The sequence below is a fragment of the Pseudomonas sp. Irchel 3F6 genome, assembly GCF_900187595.1.
Lineage (GTDB): Bacteria > Pseudomonadota > Gammaproteobacteria > Pseudomonadales > Pseudomonadaceae > Aquipseudomonas > Aquipseudomonas siliginis.
Map to the genome: position 1 here is coordinate 493,054 of NZ_FYDP01000004.1, position 18,361 is coordinate 511,414.

The following is an 18,361-nucleotide window of genomic DNA, read 5'->3' on the forward strand; positions in this document are numbered from 1 at the left end:
CATGTCCCAGGATTTCTACTTTTTACTGATGCCGGGGTTCTCTGCCATCGGCTTTATTTCCGCGATCGAACCGTTGCGCGTGGCCAACCGTTTTCGCGGCGAGTTGTACCGCTGGCATGTGCTCAGCGCCGATGGCGGCGCGGTACTGGCGAGCAACGGCATGTCGGTCAACGCCGATGCGGCGCTGGAGCCGCTGAAGAAAGGTGCGACCTTACTGGTGGTGGCCGGCTTCGAACCGCTGAAGTTCATCACGCCGACGCTGGAACACTGGTTGCGCAGGCTGGATAAGGACGGCGTAACCCTCGGTGCGATCGACACCGGCAGCTTCGTCCTTGCCGAAGCAGGCCTGCTCGACGGCCATCGCCTGACCCTGCACTGGGAGGCGATCGATGCCTTCAAGGAGTCTTATCCACAGCTCAGCGTCACCCAGGAGCTGTTCGAGATCGATCGGCGGCGGATCACCTCTGCGGGAGGTACGGCCTCGATTGATCTGATGCTCGACCTGATCGCCCAGGCCCACGGCCCGCAACTGGCGATTCAGGTCAGCGAGCAGTTTGTGCTCGGGCGCATACGCCCGCGCAAGGATCACCAGCGCATGGAAGTCGCCACGCGTTACGGCATCAGCAACAAGAAACTGGTGCAGGTGATCGGCGAGATGGAACAGCACAGCGAACCACCGCTGACCACGCTGCAACTGGCGGAGTCGATCAAGGTGACCCGGCGGCAACTGGAGCGCTTGTTCCGGCTGCACCTGAACGATACGCCGAGCAATTTCTATCTGCGGTTAAGGCTGGAAAAGGCCCGGCAGTTGCTGCGCCAGACCGACATGAGCGTGCTCGAAGTCAGCATTGCCTGCGGGTTTGAATCGCCGTCGTATTTCACCCGCAGCTATCGCGCGCGTTTCGCCCGCTGCCCCCGGGAAGACCGGCGTACCGCGCAGGCGTGAATGGTTTCAGCACCACCCTAGAACCCTGTGGGAGCGGGCTTGCCCGCGATGAGGCCAGCACATCCAACATTGTTATTGCCGGACACACCGCCATCGCGGGCAAGCCCGCTCCCACAGGTTCCAAGGTGATTTCGGGAATCGGCTTATTTCTTCACCAACGCCGAGCACGCCGCCTTGTAAGCCTCATGCTGATATTTGTTCAACGTCCCGGGCAGGTCAAAGTTGTGCTTCTTGGCCTGGGCATTGATCGTCTGCGGCGACAGCAGCGTTACCTCACAACCATCGAGCAGTTGAAACACGCCCTCGATCTTGAACGTCGTCGGCCCACCGGCAAACTCGCCCTTTTTGCTGCGCTTCTTGATCGCAATCCGGTCCACCGAGTTCTCCCGCACAAACGATGCCACCTGCGCCGCGAACCGCCGCACGTTCGCCGCCTCGTCGTCGTCATCCAGAGCAATCTTCTTCGTGGCGAGAGGGACGTGGCTCAACGTCGAACCATCGAGCGCCGCCACGGCGATGATCGCTTCGCTGCCTTTGATTTCAATGCCGCAGATGTTCATGGGAATCCTTAGACTGGCTTAAGAGGTTCAGCTTACAGCTCAAAACACTCACTCCTGCCCAATCGACTCCAAAAACTCCGACCGTTCATCACTCATCCGCGCGACACAGTCATTCTGCGCAATGGTGAACGCCTTGCTCCCCGCCGTGGACGGGAACGCTTCCACCGCGCAATCCGCATCCCGCGTCTTCAACCACTGCTGCTGGGCGGTTTTCAGTTTGGCGGTGATGTCGGCCAGTTGCGTCGGGTTCTTGCCGTACGCGGTCTGCATGCGTTCGTTGAGGCTGGCGTAGTTGTCTTTGAGCAGGTCTTCGGCGGTGCTGCGGCTGTAGGCGGAGCATTCCAGGGTCTGGATGTCGTTTTCCACCGCGTCGCACGGGTTGTTCTCGGATTCTTCGGCGGCGTGGGCGCCAGTCGCAATCAGTGCCAGGGCGAGGATTATTGATTTCATTGGGGTCGCTCTAATCCGTTGGTAGGTGCAGGCTGCGGCAGATTCTGGCGCAAGCGCGCGGGCTTGAACAGCCAGCCGAGGAGGGCGGCCGACGACCCTTTGTCGCGGATTGACGCTTTCGGCAATTCCCCTGTCGTTTTTGCACCCGGTCGCCCCGGCACCGAGGCATATGCTGGCCCCAAAGCGCCGGCAGACGATTCGGCGCATGAATTGCCAATAAGGGGACGCCTGATGAGCCCAGCCGAACTACACGCCGACAGCATCGTTATCGACGGTCTGATCATTGCCAAATGGAACCGCGAGCTGTTCGAAGACATGCGCAAGGGCGGTCTGACGGCGGCCAACTGCACTGTGTCGGTGTGGGAAGGCTTTCAGGCGACCGTGAACAACATCGCTGCCAGCCAGAAACTGATCCGTGAAAACAGCGACCTGGTGATGCCGGTGCGCACCACCGCCGACATCCGTCGCGCCAAGGAGCAGGGCAAGACCGGCATCCTCTTCGGCTTCCAGAATGCCCACGCTTTCGAAGACCAGATCGGCTATGTCGAGGTGTTCAAGCAGCTCGGCGTTGGCATCGTGCAGATGTGCTACAACACCCAGAATCTGGTCGGCACCGGTTGCTACGAACGCGACGGCGGCCTCTCGGGTTTCGGTCGCGAAATCGTTGCCGAGATGAACCGCGTCGGCGTCATGTGCGACCTGTCCCACGTCGGTTCCAAGACCTCCGAAGAAGTCATTCTCGAATCGAAAAAACCGGTCTGCTATTCGCACTGCCTGCCGTCGGGTCTCAAAGAACATCCGCGCAACAAGTCCGACGCAGAGTTGAAGTTCATTGCCGACCACGGCGGTTTCGTCGGCGTGACCATGTTCGCGCCGTTCCTCGCCAAGGGCATTGATTCGACCATCGACGATTACGCCGAAGCCATCGAATACACCATGAACATCGTCGGCGAAGACGCCATCGGCATCGGCACCGACTTCACTCAGGGCCACGGTCAGGATTTCTTCGAATACCTGACCCACGACAAGGGCTACGCCCGCCGCCTGACCAGCTTCGGCAAGATCATCAACCCGCTGGGCATCCGCACAGTCGGCGAATTCCCCAATCTCACCGAAACCCTGCTCAAGCGCGGCCATTCCGAGCGTGTGGTGCGCAAGATCATGGGTGAGAACTGGGTAAGCGTTCTTAAGAACGTCTGGGGCGAATAACGCTTTCTCAAGACCGCCGCCGATCTGCCCCCTCTCCTGCGGGAGAGGGCTGGGGTGAGGGCCGCGGCCAACACTGAACCATCATTTTTCTGGAGTTAAGTTTCCATGGCCAAGATCGCCCCGCAATTGCCTATCGAAGTCGACAGCGAGACCGGTGTCTGGACCTCCGACGCCCTGCCAATGCTGTATGTGCCGCGTCACTTTTTCGTCAACAACCACATGGGCATCGAGGAAGTGCTCGGCGCTGAAGCCTACGCCGAGATCCTCTACAAGGCCGGCTACAAATCCGCCTGGCACTGGTGTGAAAAGGAAGCCGAATGCCACGGCCTGGAAGGCGTCGCGGTGTTCGAGCACTACATGAAACGCCTGTCGCAGCGCGGCTGGGGTCTGTTCAAGATCCAGGACATCGACCTCGACAAAGGCACCGCCAGCGTCAAGCTCGAGCACTCGGCGTTTGTCTATGTCTACGGCAAGGTCGGGCGCAAGGTCGACTACATGTTCACCGGCTGGTTCGCCGGTGCCATGGATCAGATCCTCGAAGCCCGTGGCAGCAAGATCCGTACTGTGGCCGAACAAGTCTACGGAGGCTCCGAAGAGGGCCACGATGACGGCCTGTTCATCGTCAAGCCGTTGTAAGCCGAGGACCGTGCCATGGCTTTCGAAGCAATGTTCCAGCCGATCCAGATCGGCAAACTGACCATCCGCAACCGCGTGCTCAGCACCGCGCACGCCGAGGTCTATGCGACTGACGGTGGCATGACCACCGACCGCTACGTCAAATACTACGAAGAGAAAGCCAAGGGCGGCATCGGCCTGGCCATCTGTGGCGGTTCGTCCGTGGTGGCGATCGACAGCCCGCAGGAATGGTGGAGTTCGGTCAATCTGTCCACCGACCGGATCATTCCGCACTTCCAGAATCTGGCCGACGCCATGCACAAGCATGGCGCCAAGATCATGATCCAGATTACCCACATGGGCCGGCGCTCGCGCTGGGACGGCTTCAACTGGCCGACCTTGATGTCGCCCTCGGGCATCCGTGAACCGGTGCACCGCGCCACTTGCAAAACCATCGAGCCGGAAGAGATCTGGCGAGTGATCGGCAACTACGCCCAGGCTGCGCGCCGGGCCAAGGCCGGTGGCCTCGATGGCGTCGAACTGTCGGCAGTGCACCAGCACATGATCGACCAGTTCTGGAGCCCGCGCGTCAACAAGCGTACCGACGAATGGGGCGGCACCTTCGAAGGGCGGATGAAGTTCGGCCTGGAAGTCCTCAAAGCCGTGCGCGCCGAGGTCGGTGACGATTTCTGCGTGGGCATGCGCCTGTGCGGTGACGAGTTCCACCCGGACGGCTTGTCCCACGAGGACATGAAGCAGATCGCCAAGTATTACGACGACACCGGCATGCTCGACTTCATCGGCGTGGTCGGCTCGGGTTGCGACACCCACAACACCCTGGCCAACGTGATTCCGAACATGAGTTATCCACCGGAGCCGTTCCTGCATCTGGCTGCCGGGATCAAGGAAGTGGTCAAGGTGCCGGTGCTGCACGCGCAGAACATCAAGGACCCGAACCAGGCCACGCGCATCCTTGAAGGCGGTTACGTCGACATGGTCGGCATGACCCGCGCGCACATCGCCGACCCGCACCTGATCGCCAAGATCAAGATGGGCCAGATCGACCAGATCAAGCAGTGCGTCGGCGCCAACTATTGCATCGACCGCCAGTATCAGGGCCTGGACGTGCTGTGCATCCAGAACGCCGCGACCTCCCGTGAATACATGGGCGTGCCGCACATCATCGAGAAATCCACCGGGCCGAAACGCAAAGTGGTGATCGTTGGTGCCGGCCCGGCCGGGATGGAAGCCGCACGCGTGGCTGCCGAGCGGGGCCACGACGTCACGCTGTTCGAGAAAAAAGACTTCATCGGCGGGCAGATCACCACCGCATCGAAAGCACCGCAGCGTGACCAGATCGCCGGCATCACTCGCTGGTTCCAGCTGGAACTGGCGCGGCTGAAAGTCGATCTGCGCCTGGGCACGGCGGCGGATGCCGACACCATCATGGACCTGCGTCCGGACGTGGTGGTGCTGGCGGTCGGCGGTCATCCGTACCTTGAGCAGAACGAGCACTGGGGCGCGGCCGAAGGGCTGGTGGTCAGCAGCTGGGACGTGCTCGACGGCAAGGTTGCGCCGGGCAAGAACGTGCTGGTCTACGACACCATCTGCGAGTTCACCGGCATGTCGGTGGCCGACTTCCTCGCCGACAAGGGCAGCCAGGTCGAGATCGTCACCGACGACATCAAACCGGGCGTGGCCATCGGCGGCACATCGTTCCCGACCTACTACCGCAGCATGTACCCGAAAGAAGTGATCATGACCGGCGACATGATGCTGGAGAAGGTCTACCGCGAAGGCGACAAGCTGATCGCGGTGCTGGAGAACGAATACACCGGCGCGAAAGAGGAGCGGGTGGTCGATCAGGTGGTCGTCGAAAACGGCGTACGCCCGGACGAGGAAATCTACTACGCGCTCAAGGACGGCTCGCGCAACAAGGGCCAGATCGACGTCGAAGCGCTGTTCGCGATCCAGCCGCAACCTTCGCTGAGCGAAGCGGGCGACGGCTACTTGCTGTTCCGCATCGGCGACTGCGTGGCGCAGCGCAACACACACGCCGCGATCTACGACGCACTGCGGTTGTGCAAGGATTTCTGACGGCTTGCACCAAACCCTGTGGGAGCGAGCCTGCTCGCGAATGCAATCTGTCAGTTGACGATGATGTCGACTGACTCACCGCTTTCGCGAGCAGGCTCGCTCCCACAGTAAAGCGGATCGTGTTTCTCCAGGCTGTCTGGTGGGAGCTTCACCATGTTGAACACCCTTCTTCCAATCCTGTTGTTCGCAGCCCTGGGCCTTGCTGTCCTCGGCGCGTTGCGGCGGATGAACATGTGGCGCCGGGGGCGGGCGGCGAAGGTCGATCTGCTCGGCGGTCTGCTGGCCATGCCCAAGCGCTACATGGTCGACCTGCACCACGTCGTCGCGCGGGACAAATACATTGCCAACACCCACGTCGCCACGGCGGGCGGTGCGGTGGCGTCGATTGTGCTGGCCATTTTGGTGCACGGTTTCGGCCTGCATAACCGCATCCTTGGCTACGCCTTGCTGCTGATGTCGGCGGTGATGTTCGTCGGCGCGATCTTCATGTACCTGCGCCGGATCAATCCGCCTGCGCGTCTGTCGAAAGGCCCGTGGATGCGCCTGCCGAAAAGCCTGCTGGCCTTCTCCGCGTCGTTTTTCCTGGTGACCCTGCCGGTCGCCGGGATCCTGCCGGAAAACTTCGGCGGCTGGCTGCTCGCAGTCATCCTCGGTGTTGGCGTGCTGTGGGGCGTGTCGGAGTTGTTCTTCGGCATGACCTGGGGCGGGCCGATGAAACACGCCTTTGCCGGTGCTCTGCACCTGGCCTGGCACCGTCGCCCGGAACGGTTTGGCGGCGGGCGCTCGACCGGTTTGAAACCGCTGGACCTAAACAATTCCGATGCGCCGCTGGGCGTGGAAAAACCCAAGGATTTCACTTGGAACCAGTTGCTCGGTTTCGACGCCTGCGTGCAGTGCGGCAAGTGCGAAGCGGCTTGCCCGGCCTTCGCCGCCGGCCAGCCGCTGAACCCGAAAAAACTGATTCAGGACATGGTCGTCGGCCTCGCCGGCGGCACTGACGCGAAGTTCGCCGGCAGCCCGTATCCGGGCAAACCAATCGGCGAGCATGGCGGCAATCCGCACCAACCGATCGTCAATGGTCTGGTCGATGCCGAAACCCTGTGGTCGTGCACCACCTGCCGTGCCTGCGTCGAGGAATGCCCGATGATGATCGAGCACGTCGACGCGATCGTCGACATGCGCCGGCATCTGACCCTGGAAAAAGGCGCGACGCCGAACAAGGGTGCCGAAGTTCTCGAGAACCTTATTGCAACCGACAACCCCGGCGGTTTCGCCCCGGGCGGGCGGATGAACTGGGCAGCGGACCTGAACCTCACTCTGCTCAGCGAAAAGAAATCCACCGACGTGCTGTTCTGGGTCGGCGACGGCGCCTTCGACATGCGCAACCAGCGCACCCTGCGTGCCTTCGTCAAAGTGCTGAAGGCAGCGAAAGTCGACTTCGCTGTACTCGGTCTTGAGGAACGCGACAGCGGCGATGTGGCCCGCCGTCTCGGCGACGAAGCAACGTTCCAGCAGCTCGCCAAACGCAATATCCAGACGTTGGCCAAATACAGCTTCAACCGCATCGTCACCTGCGATCCGCACAGTTTCCATGTGCTGAAAAACGAGTACGGCGCCTTCGGCGGCAACTATCTGGTGCAGCACCACAGCACTTACATGGCCGAGATCATTCAGGCCGGCTCGCTCAACCTCGGGCAGCACAAAGGCAATAGCGTGACCTATCACGATCCATGCTACCTGGGCCGCTACAACGGCGAGTACGAAGCGCCGCGCGAAGTGCTGCGTGCCCTCGGCATCGAAGTCAAAGAGATGCAACGTTCCGGCTTCCGCTCACGCTGCTGCGGCGGCGGTGGCGGCGCGCCGATCACCGACATTCCGGGCAAGCAGCGCATCCCCGACATGCGCATGGAAGACATCCGCGAAACCGGCGCCGAACTGGTGGCGGTGGGTTGTCCACAGTGCACGGCGATGCTCGAAGGCGTGGTCGAACCGCGTCCGCTGATCAAGGACATCGCCGAACTGGTGGCCGACGCGCTGCTCGAAGACGCCGCGCCAAGCAAGCCTGCCACGCCGGCCAAACGTGAACCTGCGGAGGTGCACTGATGAGCGACATTATCCGCCGCGACCCGCGCGCCGAATGGATTGCGCGCAACCGCCTGCATCCGCTGCACGCGGCGATGCAACCGGCGCAACACAGCTGGATGGGTCCCAATGGCGTCATCCGCAAGAATCTGCACGGCATGGGTTTTATCGGCCCCAACGGCATCAAACGCATTGACCGCAGCGGCGCGCAGCAGGGTGGGGCGGTCAAACGTTCCGCTGCTGTTGAAGTGCAGTTGCCGCTGCATCAGGTACCGGCCCCGGCGTTCTACATCAGCGTGGTGCCGGATATGGTCGGCGGTCGCCTGAGCAGCCACGACCGCGATCTGCTCGGCCTCGCTCACCAACTGGCCGGCACCGATGGTGCGGTGCTCGCCGTGGTGTTCGGCGAGCACAAGGAAAGCGCTTTCGAAACCGCTGGCGTCGATCGCCTGCTGCTGCTCGACGGCGATGAATTCAGCGGTTATGCACCGGAACAAAGGGTGCAGGGTTTGCGCGCTGTGGATAACCAGTTCAACCCGCGTCACTGGTTGCTGCCGGACAGCCGCAGCGGTGGCGGCGAACTCGGCCGGCGCTTTGCTGCTGCACTGGGCGAGCGCCCGGCAACGCGGGTCTGGCAGGTCAAGGATCAGGAGTGCATCGGCCGCGCCGGGGCCGGATTGCAAGACCTGGCGCGTCCGGTGGCGCGGTTGATTCTCGCCGCTGCCGAATGCGCAGAACCGGTCAGCGAAACTCGTCACGAAGCGTTGCCAGTGGAGTTATCCACAAGCGTCGCGCGCAGCTTGTCGCGAATCGAAGATCTTGGTGCCGTGGCGGTGGATCCGGCAGTGATCCCGATGGCCGAAGCGGAATTCATTTTCTCCGGCGGCAACGGCGTCAAGGACTGGCAGTTGTTCCACGAAACAGCGGCGGCCCTCGGCGCCACCGAAGGCGCTTCGCGGGTGGCGGTGGACGACGGCTTCATGGCGCGGGATCGTCAGGTCGGCGCGTCCGGCACCTGGGTCACTGCGCGGGTCTATGTGGCTGTGGGTATATCTGGCGCAATCCAGCACCTGCAAGGCATTGGCGCCTGCGACAAGGTGGTGGCGATCAACCTTGATCCGGGTTGCGACATGATCAAGCGTGCCGACCTCTCGGTGATCGGCGAAAGCGCAGAGATTCTGCAAGCGTTGATCGAAGCGGTCGCGGCTTACCGCAACGAAGCCAAGCGCGATGCGGCGTAAGGAAACCCTATGAACACGAACGTTATCAGTCTGGTTTCAATCGGCGCTCACCCGACCTCAGGTCGGCCACGGCGCGCCGATCAGGATGCGCGCGCGGTGGAACTGGGCCTGCAATTGGCTGGGGATAACCTGCAAGTGCTGCATGCCGGTGATGTTGCCGAACCGGCCCTGCGTGCCTATCTGGGCATGGGCCTGGAACAACTGCATGTGCTGGAACAACCCGTTGGCGCCGATGCCTTGCCGGCGCTGACCGCGTACCTGCGCGACGCCGGGGCGCAAGTGGTGCTGACCGGCAGTCAGGCGGAAACCGGGGAAGGTTCGGGGATGTTGCCGTTCCTGCTGGCCGAAGGTCTGGGCTGGCCGCTGGTGGTGGGCCTGGCGCAGGTCGAATCAATCAATGACGGTTCGGCGCTGGTCCTGCAAGCGTTGCCGCGCGGGCAGCGACGCCGCTTGAAGGTGAAACTGCCGTTTCTGGCGACTGTGGATAACGCCGCCCCGAAGCCTCGGCAGAGTGCGTATGGCCCGGCACGACGGGGCGAATTGGCCGCCGATGACGTTGAAGTTGTTGAGGACCAATTGTTGGCCGTCGCCACGCTGCAACCGGCCAAGCCACGGCCCAAGCGCTTGAAGGTGATCAAGGCCAAGAGCGGCGCCGACCGGATGAAGGCCGCGACGGCCAAGGCCAGTGGCGGCGGGGGGCAGGTGCTCAAGGGCGTTACCGCGCAGGCTGGGGCTGAAGCGATTCTGAAGTTGCTGATTGAAGAAGGCGTTGTCCGCTAGTCACCTCTTCAGGCAATACCCCCTGTGGGAGCGAGCCTGCTCGCGAAAGCGCACTGTCAGCCGGCACATGCATCGACTGACCCGACGCATTCGCGAGCAGGCTCGCTCCCACAGGGGGTATTCATCCACCGTCAATCTGTACTGTTTACCCACAATCCCTGTTGGCGAAGCTGTGGATAACGTGTTCGCCCTTCCGCGCACCCCACGCCATTCAAGCCTTTCAGCCATAAGATCAAAAAACGATCAGCGTAACTCACGGATTTCTCGGGCTTTTCCGTCGGTATAAATCGAGAAGTTGCCCCCAATCTCTGTTGGCGCTTCTGTGGATAAGATGTTCGCTATCAGCTGTACGCCATATGGAGCAGGCCTTACATGGGTTTGATCAATTATTGATCAAATGTGATCCCCAGGGGCCAAGAGCTGTTAACGCGAAGGGTTTTTCCCCAGTCACAGGTGTTTTTCCACAGGAGATTGAAAGTTGTCCCCGATCTCTGTTGGCGCTTCTGTGGATAACATGTTCGCTACCCGCTACAGGCCTCTGAATACGTGTTGTGTACGAGTGTGATCAAAAAACGATCAATTGTTTTGAGAAACCGCGATTCAGCATAAGTCACGATTTTTCTTTGCAAATCAGCAGGATATTTTTTGAGTCATCCACAGTTACCCCCATTTGCTGTGGGCGGGTATGTGGATAACTTGTTTGCGGAAGGCTGGAGGGCTTGGTGGGTATGGGTGCGAGGGTGGTTGATCGGAAATTGATCAGCTGGAAGATGTAGCGTGGGTCAGGGCGTCTTCGCGAGCAGGCTCGCTCCCACAGGGGAATGCATTCCACCTGTAGGAGCTGCCGCAGGCTGCGATCTTTTGCTCTTGATCAGCACTGAACCGGTACGCCTTTGAGGTAAGGCGCTGGCTCAGCCCCGAGGTTGTTCAACATCCGCTCGCTGTACCAGTCGACGAAGTTGACCACGCCGAATTCATAGGTCTTCGAGTAAGGCCCCGGCTGGTAAGCGGTGGAGTTGATCCCGCGCTGGTTTTCCTCAGCCAGACGGCGGTCCTGATCGTTGGTCGCATCCCACACCTGGCGCATGCGCTCGACGTCGTAATCGACACCTTCCACCGCGTCCTTGTGCACCAGCCACTTGGTGGTGACCATGGTTTCCTGGGCGCTGATCGGCCACACGGTGAAGACGATGATGTGATCGCCCATGCAGTGGTTCCACGAGTGCGGCAGGTGCAGGATGCGCATCGAGCCCAGGTCCGGGTTCTTGATGCGGCCCATCAGTTTGGCGCAGCCCTGTTTGCCGTCGAGGGTCATCGACACGGTGCCCTTGAGCAGCGGCATACGCACGATACGGTTGCGCAAGCCGAAACTGGCGTGAGCGTAAGGGATCTTTTCCGCTTCCCAGGCAGCGGCGGAGGCGGCGACGTGATCCTTGAACGCCTGATCGGCGCGCGGGTCGGTGACGTCGTCCCATTCCAGCAGGGTTTTCAACAGTTCCGGGTGCGATGCGTTGCAGTGGTAGCACTCGCGGTTGTTTTCCAGCACCAGTTTCCAGTTGGCCTTTTCCATCAAGGTGGTGGTGATCGCCACCTTGGTGTTCTCCATGTCGTACGGTTCCATGTAATGGTTGAGCGTCGACAGGAAGTCATCGATGGCCGGCGGGTTCTCTGCCAGGCTGATGAAGATGTAGCCGCCAGCGGTTTTCACGTTCACCGGTTTCAGGCCGTACTGCTTCATGTCGAAGTCGGCGCCCATCTCGGTGCCGGCAAACAGCAGGCGACCGTCCAGTTCGTAAGTCCACTGGTGGTAATGGCAGACCAGTTTGGCGACTTTGCCTTTTTCACTGGTGCACAGGCGCGAGCCACGGTGGCGGCAGACGTTGTGGAACGCGTGCACCACGCCCTCGGCGCCGCGAATGACGATGATCGGGTTCTTGCCGACCTGCAGGGTCAGGTAGTTGCCCTTGGCCGGGATCTCGCAGGTCATGCCAGCGATCAACCATTCCTTCTGGAAGATCTCCTGCATATCGATATCGAACAGGCGCTCGTCGCTGTAGAACGGCTGTGGCAGCGAAAAAGTGCGCTCGCGCTCCTGAAGCATTTGCGCGGTGGCCTTGCGTGCGGGTTCCAGCGGATCGCCCAGGCTGATTTTTGCGGTGACGTCCATCGATGTAATCCTCATGGCCCTCTGCGTGGCCGGCGAAAGTGGCTGATCAGGTGTGCTGCAAAACGGTTGCTACGCAAGGTGTAAAGAAGTCGTCTTGTGTTGGGGCGAGTGTGGGGCCGGCGCTGGGGGGAACCTTATCCATGCGCGACATGGCGCAATCTGTTCCCGACGCGCAAGCCCCGGTGTTCAAGGGCTGGTCGCGATAAGTATGTCAATGTCGCGGATAGGTAAACGCACGGTCTGCGCTATACGCAGAATCGCCGACAAGAGGCCGACAGTCGGCCGTGGAGAACAGCATGTCCAACAGCTTCCTGAATCCGGTCACCACCCAGACCTGGGCCAATGGCCGACACATTGTCCGTTGCGTCAAAGTCATCCAGGAAACCTGGGATGTGCGCACCTTCTGCTTTATGGCCGACCAGCCGATCCTGTTCTTCTTCAAGCCGGGGCAGTTCGTCACCCTGGAGCTGGAAATCGAAGGCCAGCCGATCATGCGCTCCTACACCATCTCCAGCTCGCCGTCGGTGCCGTACAGCTTTTCGGTGACGATCAAACGCGTGCCGGGCGGCAAGGTCTCGAACTGGTTGCATGACACTTTGCATGAAGGTCAGGAGCTGGCGGTGCACGGCCCGGTCGGGCTGTTCAACGCCATCGACTTCCCAAGCCCGAAGGTCCTGTATCTGAGCGGTGGCGTCGGCATCACCCCGTGCATGTCGATGGCGCGCTGGTTCTACGACACCAACGCCAACGTCGACATGACGTTCGTGCACAGCGCCCGGTCGCCGAAAGACATCATTTACCACCGCGAGCTTGAGCACATGGCGTCGCGTATCGACAACTTCAGCCTGCACCTGATCTGCGAAAAACACGGCCTCGGTGAGCCATGGGCCGGTTATCGCGGTTACCTGAACCACAAGATGCTCGAACTGATGGTTCCGGACTTCCTCGAACGCGAAGTGTTCTGCTGCGGCCCGACGCCGTACATGACTGCGGTCAAACGCTTGCTGGAAGCGGCCGGCTACGACATGTCGCGCTACCACGAAGAATCCTTCGGCGCCACGCCACCCGAGGCCCGCGCCGACGCGGTGGAACAGGCCGAACAAGCCGCCGATGCGCCGGAAATCGACGCCGCGGATCTGCACCAGGTCGAATTCACCGCCTCCGGCAAAAGCATCCGCGTCGGCCCGGGCGAAACCGTACACGCAGCCGCCGCCAAACTCGGCCTGATGATCCCGAAAGCATGCGGCATGGGCATTTGCGGAACGTGCAAGGTGATGAAACTGGGCGGCGAAGTGGAGATGGAGCACAACGGCGGGATTACCGAGGACGACGAGGCGGAAGGGTTTATCCTGTCGTGCTGCAGCGTGCCGAAGGGGGATGTGCGGATTGAGTTTTAAATAGGCATGAACTTGGGTCGATCTACTCAATGAGGAGATCGACCGGGAAAGTGCAATTTCAAATCAGCCCGAACAAAGCGAGCAGGCCGAAGCCCACAAAGGCAAAGCCAAATATCTGCTGGTATTTATTCAGTTTGAGCAGGTCGCGTTTGAGTTTTGGCGGGAAATTCTTAACATCTCTTGCGCTGACTTTGCCTTGGGAAATGTACCGTGCGGGTTTTTTGAGGATGCCGAAAATTTCACCCAACATATAAATACGTCCCCCCAGGCCCGCTTGCCATAACATGAGCAAAGACGATGTGATTGAACTGCGTTTCAGGCTATTTAGGATCGTTTCCAGTCTTCTCTTGGCGGTATAAAGTAAAATTCCATTTACCACTAAAAGACCTGTGAAACTCACCAGTGTCATGATCACAATTGGATCTTTTACGATATTGTTAATTTGATCTACGGATGAGCTTATTCCCAGGCACATCATAATTGCAAAAAAAATGAAAACCAGTTTGTATAAAATAATCAGGTTCTTTTTCAGTTTTTTGGGGAAGTTTTCGAAGTCTTTCGCGCAAAGCTTTCCTGTGTGAATGTAAAATTCAGGGTTTCGCATGATGTCGAACACTTCTCCCATCATGTAGATTTTGCCCCAAGGACCTCCGTGCCAAAGCATTATCAGTCTGCTCGAAATAGAACTGTTTGTTAGATGGTCCAATATGATTTCGGTCTTTGTTTTCGCGACATACAACATCACTCCTATCAAAGTAAATATGCCGACGAAGTCTACAATACCAATCAACAAGAATATTTTCTCTGAAGTACGAAGAGTCATTTAACAGCCTCGTATACTTTCTGTGCGATCCGTTCGCCGCCTTTCTCGCCCAAAGTCCCGCCGGCATAATTTCCGAGTCCTGCCAGTAGCGCACTGCAAAGTACAGTGCCAAGCCCGCCTGTCGGGAGGCCAGCGCCTACGCAAATCGTTGAGGCAGTCAAGCTTACGAGCGCGCCGGCAACCATTCCGCCACCCACACCACCCAAAAAGCTTCCGCTCTCCGTGAACTTCACTTTTTCACATGCCTCCGCGCTTCCGTGCATGCAGACATCCTGCACCTTTAAGGCGGAGGCGCCACCACCCACCGCTGTACCGATCCAGCCGCCATATTTAACGTACTGTGATGCTTGGCTGACTGCCCGAATATGCGTGGCATAACCTGGGTTCTGGCCGATGCCGCCGGCTTTTCGCCAGTGGTGCACAAGATAGGGATGATCAATGCCTAGAGTGGTCTTCAGGCTCGGGTAATCGGGGATGCCAATACTCTGCCGGGTGAACCGATTGAGTTGGACGTCCAGCTTTTTGAGTAATTGGTCACGCTTGTTTATGAATTCTTCAGAGACCCGGTGGCCTTTTACGTCCAGCGTTTGAACATGCAACTTCTCAAGATCTGCGAGAACATTTTTTATGCCATCCAGATGATTGGCTGCCATGGCCGTGACGACTCCGATCACTTTTGATTCATAGGCGAGTGCGGTCTGGATCACGCCATAGTGCTGCGCCATGAAATCCGCTTCTTCCACGGTCAGCGGTTCCAGCGTCGCACTGACGAAACGCGCGGTCTGCATCAGCAATGCTTCCTCGTATGTGCATTGCTGATTGTCAGGGTCGCTCAGCACGATCATCGAACCGGCTTTAATCATGTCCGGGGTCGGATTCAAACTTCTGAATCTGGCGATGACATTCGGGTTGGCGGAGGGGAGCAGTTGTGCCTCAAGCTTCTCGGCGACAATACTTTTCTGCACGATGTAAAAACCCGGCTCCGATGGGGCCGGACGATCTTGCGGCCAGTGCTCGCTGGGGAAGAACTTCAAGTCGTTGATGGGGTGAGGGCTGCGCGCGGTGCTGCTGTTATTAACGCGCGCCACCCTGAGGTTCTGCTGATGAATCGCGCGCAGCAACCTGTCTGGATCGGAGCGCGAGGCAGGCTGCCTGAGCATCGATAACGGGCGTTTTTTCACCGCTTCAGGAACGGCACCTTTGGTGCCGCGTACCAGAACTCTGGATTGGTTCAGAAGATGACGCTGTTCCTGTGCAAAGGCGTCAAGGCCCATGTCCGCTGAAAGGCGGCCGCTGGCGACATCATCGATAATGCCCTTGGCGAAGCGCGCGACCTCCTGATTGAACTGCACGCGCGCACTGCCGAATGCCAGATGACGTGAGCCGACTGTCTGTGCCTGTGCGAGCAGCTTGCCGGCAACGTGTCGAACGTCGCTGAGACCATGGCGCCGATCGCTCAACCTTCTTCGCCCCACGAGGCATGGCCGCTGGTCCCGGCGAGGTGATGCACCCAGCTGATGCCACGATAACGAATGGCGACCTGCTCCTGAGGTTCCGCGTCGTTGTGCAGAATGACGTGGGGCATATCCAGGTTCAGTTCGGTGAGCACCGCACCGTCGATCGAGACAGAAAAGTATTTTTCCTGCTGACCCTGAGGGGAGGTTCGGTAGAAGTTGATCTTGCAATCGATCTCTTCACGGTTGGCCAGTGCCTGGGCCAGCAGCGGTGAAGATTTGTCGACGACTTTGGTGACAATGACCGGCGCGTGGGTGGCTCGGTGAGAGTTGTCGAGGTTGGCGAGGTTGTGGCTGTACGACAGCACCATGATTTGATCGGTGTGTGCCGCCTGATATCTGTTGCCCACCGAATCAGGCGTTGAGCAGCCTGCCGAAATCAGCCCTTGGGTCTTGCCCATGATCGTCATGTAGCCGGGAATTGCCATCGCGTGCGCTCCTTGAATCGGGAGCGGGCAGTCTATGGCGGGATTTTCTTGCTTTCTGTAGGCCTTGGTGTAGTCCGATTCTGAAAATGCAGGTCTGCGACGCGCAGCCTCTGGGTTGCATTCCCGTGCTGAGCATGGGAATGCAACTAGGGGGGGAATCAGGCCGACATGACCTCGCGAATATCGCGCGCCAGTTCGCGCACGCGTTCTTCTTCGGTGTCCCAGGAGCACATGAAGCGTGCGCCGCCCTTGCCGATGAAGGTGTAGAAGCGCCAGTTCTTTGCAGTCAGCGCAGCGATGGCCGGCTCGGACAGTTGCAGGAACACGCCGTTGGCCTGCACCGGGAACATCAGTTCGACCCCGGGAATGTCGCTGACCAGTTCTGCCAGCAGTTGCGCGCAGTGGTTGGCGTGGCGGGCGTATTTGAGCCAGGCGTCGTTTTCCAGAATGCCGACCCACGGTGCCGACAAAAAGCGCATCTTCGACGCCAGTTGCCCGGCCTGCTTGCAGCGGTAGTCGAAGTCTTCGGCCAGTTTGTGGTTGAAGAACAGGATCGCTTCACCCACCGCCATGCCGTTCTTGGTGCCGCCGAAACACAGCACGTCGACGCCGGCTTTCCAGGTCAGGTCGGCGGGCGAGCAGCCGAGGAATGCGCAAGCGTTGGAGAACCGTGCGCCGTCCATGTGCAGGTGCAGGCCCAGTTCCTTGCAGGTTGCGCTGATGGCGCGGACTTCTTCCGGGGTGTAGACGCTGCCGACTTCGGTCGCCTGGGTCAGGGTCACCACGCGCGGTTTCGGGTAATGGATGTCCTGACGCTTGAGCGCGACTTCACGGATCGATTGCGGGGTGATCTTGCCGTTTTCGGTGCCGGCGATCAGCAGCTTCGAGCCGTTGGAGAAGAATTCCGGAGCGCCGCATTCGTCGGTTTCGACGTGGGCGGTTTCCGAGCAGATCACGCTGTGGTAACTCTGGCACAGCGACGACAGGGCCAGCGAGTTGGCGGCGGTGCCGTTGAAGGCGAAGAACACTTCGCAGTCGGTTTCGAACAGTTTGCGGAAATGATCGGCCGCGCGGGCGGTCCATTCATCGTCGCCGTAAGCGCGCTGGTGGCCGTGGTTGGCCTGTTCCATGGCGGCCCAGGCTTCTGGGCAGATACCGGAATAGTTGTCGCTGGCGAATTGTTGGCTCTTGTCGGTCATGGCCGGCTTCCGTAATCGAGACTCTTGTGAAGGCTCGTGGTCAATGAGGATGCGCACTTTACCGAAGATCTTCCGGGGAGCACATGCGATGTCGGGTGGGGAAAATTACCAGTTTATGGGCCGATTATGCACCTGAGCCAACGCGACGGTGCCCTGGATCTGCTGAAGTGGCTGGCGTTGCTGAGCATGTTGCTCGATCACCTGCGATATGTCGGCTTCTCCGCCGATTGGCTGTATGTGCCAGGTCGCCTGGCGTTTCCGTGGTTTTGCCTGGCGATGGCGGCGAATCTGGCTCGGGACGGTTCGCGCAAGATGGAATGGCGCTATCTGGGCTGGCTGGTGCTGTTCAGCGCCATCAGCGAAATCCCTTATCGCTTTTATATCCCCGACCCTGACACGTTCAACGTGATGCCGACGCTGGCGCTGGGCTTGCTGGTGGCGCGCGGCTGGCAGGACTCAGCGTCGGTGCCACGGTTGCTCGCGCTGGCCGCGCTGGTGGTTGCGGCGGTTTTTTCAGAACGACTGATGTTCGGTTTCTTCGGTGTATTGTTGCCGTTGGCGCTGCTGCTGGTGTTCCGCCGACCTTGGTATTTCGGCCTGTTGCCGGGGCTGGTGTGTCTGGCGGCGAACCAATGGCAGGTGCTGCTCGAATCGGCGCGTTTCGGCAACAGCGTGGCGATTCTCGGCCTGGCGACATGTATGTTTGCGCCGATGCTGGGAATGTTCTTGTTGCGACATGGGCGACATCTGCAGCCACCACCGATGCGGCGCTGGGCATATGCGCTGTATCCCGCGCATTTCCTCCTGCTGCTTGCCATCCGCCAAATCATCGCCTGACCCCTGTGGGAGCGAG

At 59.8% G+C, this 18,361-nt stretch carries 16 protein-coding genes; 9 read left to right on the forward strand and 7 right to left on the reverse strand.

The features are described 5' to 3' along the window. Position 1: 1 nt before the first annotated feature. Positions 2–946 (forward strand): GlxA family transcriptional regulator, encoded by a 945-nt coding sequence (locus tag CKW30_RS16785; RefSeq protein WP_016772814.1) that lies wholly within the window; start codon positions 2–4, stop codon positions 944–946. 143 nt (positions 947–1,089) lie between these two features. On the opposite strand, the gene CKW30_RS16790 is transcribed toward CKW30_RS16785, so the two are convergent. Continuing rightward, positions 1,090–1,506, reverse strand: a complete 417-nt coding sequence (locus CKW30_RS16790) for a DUF3010 family protein (protein ID WP_095181371.1) — start codon at positions 1,504–1,506, stop codon at positions 1,090–1,092. A 48-nt stretch (positions 1,507–1,554) separates the two neighbouring features. Continuing rightward, positions 1,555–1,956, reverse strand: coding sequence for a lysozyme inhibitor LprI family protein (locus CKW30_RS16795; protein WP_095181435.1), 402 nt, complete (start codon positions 1,954–1,956; stop codon positions 1,555–1,557). Between the two features lie 231 nt (positions 1,957–2,187). Here CKW30_RS16795 and CKW30_RS16800 point away from each other — a divergent pair, with 231 nt between their 5' ends. From CKW30_RS16800 to CKW30_RS16825, 6 genes are all read left to right on the forward strand, one after another. Then, positions 2,188–3,165 (forward strand): dipeptidase, encoded by a 978-nt coding sequence (locus CKW30_RS16800; protein ID WP_024014597.1) that lies wholly within the window; start codon positions 2,188–2,190, stop codon positions 3,163–3,165. 105 nt (positions 3,166–3,270) lie between these two features. Continuing rightward, positions 3,271–3,801: a 4-vinyl reductase gene (locus tag CKW30_RS16805; protein WP_039757633.1), complete on the forward strand. Its 531-nt coding sequence runs from the start codon at positions 3,271–3,273 to the stop codon at positions 3,799–3,801. 15 nt (positions 3,802–3,816) lie between these two features. Next, positions 3,817–5,877, forward strand: coding sequence for a dimethylglycine demethylation protein DgcA (dgcA, locus tag CKW30_RS16810; RefSeq protein ID WP_024014595.1), 2,061 nt, complete (start codon positions 3,817–3,819; stop codon positions 5,875–5,877). A 153-nt stretch (positions 5,878–6,030) separates the two neighbouring features. Continuing rightward, positions 6,031–7,980 (forward strand): dimethylglycine demethylation protein DgcB, encoded by a 1,950-nt coding sequence (gene dgcB / locus CKW30_RS16815; RefSeq protein WP_095181372.1) that lies wholly within the window; start codon positions 6,031–6,033, stop codon positions 7,978–7,980. After that, positions 7,980–9,200 carry an electron transfer flavoprotein subunit alpha/FixB family protein gene (locus tag CKW30_RS16820; protein WP_095181373.1) on the forward strand — a complete coding sequence of 407 codons (1,221 nt, stop codon included), beginning with the start codon at positions 7,980–7,982 and terminating at the stop codon, positions 9,198–9,200. Before dgcB ends, CKW30_RS16820 begins: the two co-directional genes overlap by 1 nt. A 9-nt stretch (positions 9,201–9,209) precedes the next feature. Then, on the forward strand, positions 9,210–9,980 hold the full coding sequence (locus CKW30_RS16825) for an electron transfer flavoprotein subunit beta (RefSeq protein WP_095181374.1): 771 nt from the start codon (positions 9,210–9,212) through the stop codon (positions 9,978–9,980). Between the two features lie 871 nt (positions 9,981–10,851). Here CKW30_RS16825 and gbcA read toward each other — a convergent pair. Further along, positions 10,852–12,147 carry a glycine-betaine demethylase subunit GbcA gene (gbcA, locus tag CKW30_RS16830; RefSeq protein ID WP_095181375.1) on the reverse strand — a complete coding sequence of 432 codons (1,296 nt, stop codon included), beginning with the start codon at positions 12,145–12,147 and terminating at the stop codon, positions 10,852–10,854. A 296-nt stretch (positions 12,148–12,443) separates the two neighbouring features. Here gbcA and gbcB point away from each other — a divergent pair, with 296 nt between their 5' ends. Next, positions 12,444–13,544 (forward strand): glycine-betaine demethylase subunit GbcB, encoded by a 1,101-nt coding sequence (gbcB, locus tag CKW30_RS16840; protein WP_016772824.1) that lies wholly within the window; start codon positions 12,444–12,446, stop codon positions 13,542–13,544. A gap of 58 nt (positions 13,545–13,602) precedes the next feature. Here the strand turns inward: gbcB and CKW30_RS16845 are convergent, their stop codons facing one another. The 4 genes from CKW30_RS16845 to CKW30_RS16860 form a co-directional block, all read right to left on the reverse strand. Next, the gene (locus CKW30_RS16845) at positions 13,603–14,367 is read right to left on the reverse strand and encodes a hypothetical protein (RefSeq protein WP_095181376.1); all 765 of its coding nucleotides are present in this window, start codon (positions 14,365–14,367) and stop codon (positions 13,603–13,605) included. Beyond that, positions 14,364–15,719, reverse strand: a complete 1,356-nt coding sequence (locus CKW30_RS16850; protein ID WP_256584356.1) for a hypothetical protein — start codon at positions 15,717–15,719, stop codon at positions 14,364–14,366. The genes CKW30_RS16845 and CKW30_RS16850 overlap by 4 nt, the downstream gene beginning before the upstream one ends. Positions 15,720–15,823: 104 nt before the next feature. After that, positions 15,824–16,309 (reverse strand): Hcp family type VI secretion system effector, encoded by a 486-nt coding sequence (locus CKW30_RS16855; RefSeq protein WP_095181378.1) that lies wholly within the window; start codon positions 16,307–16,309, stop codon positions 15,824–15,826. A 158-nt stretch (positions 16,310–16,467) separates the two neighbouring features. Beyond that, positions 16,468–17,508 (reverse strand): low specificity L-threonine aldolase, encoded by a 1,041-nt coding sequence (locus CKW30_RS16860; protein WP_016772826.1) that lies wholly within the window; start codon positions 17,506–17,508, stop codon positions 16,468–16,470. Positions 17,509–17,634: 126 nt separating this feature from the next. Here CKW30_RS16860 and CKW30_RS16865 point away from each other — a divergent pair, with 126 nt between their 5' ends. Then, positions 17,635–18,345 (forward strand): TraX family protein, encoded by a 711-nt coding sequence (locus CKW30_RS16865; protein WP_095181379.1) that lies wholly within the window; start codon positions 17,635–17,637, stop codon positions 18,343–18,345. Positions 18,346–18,361: the final 16 nt, after the last annotated feature.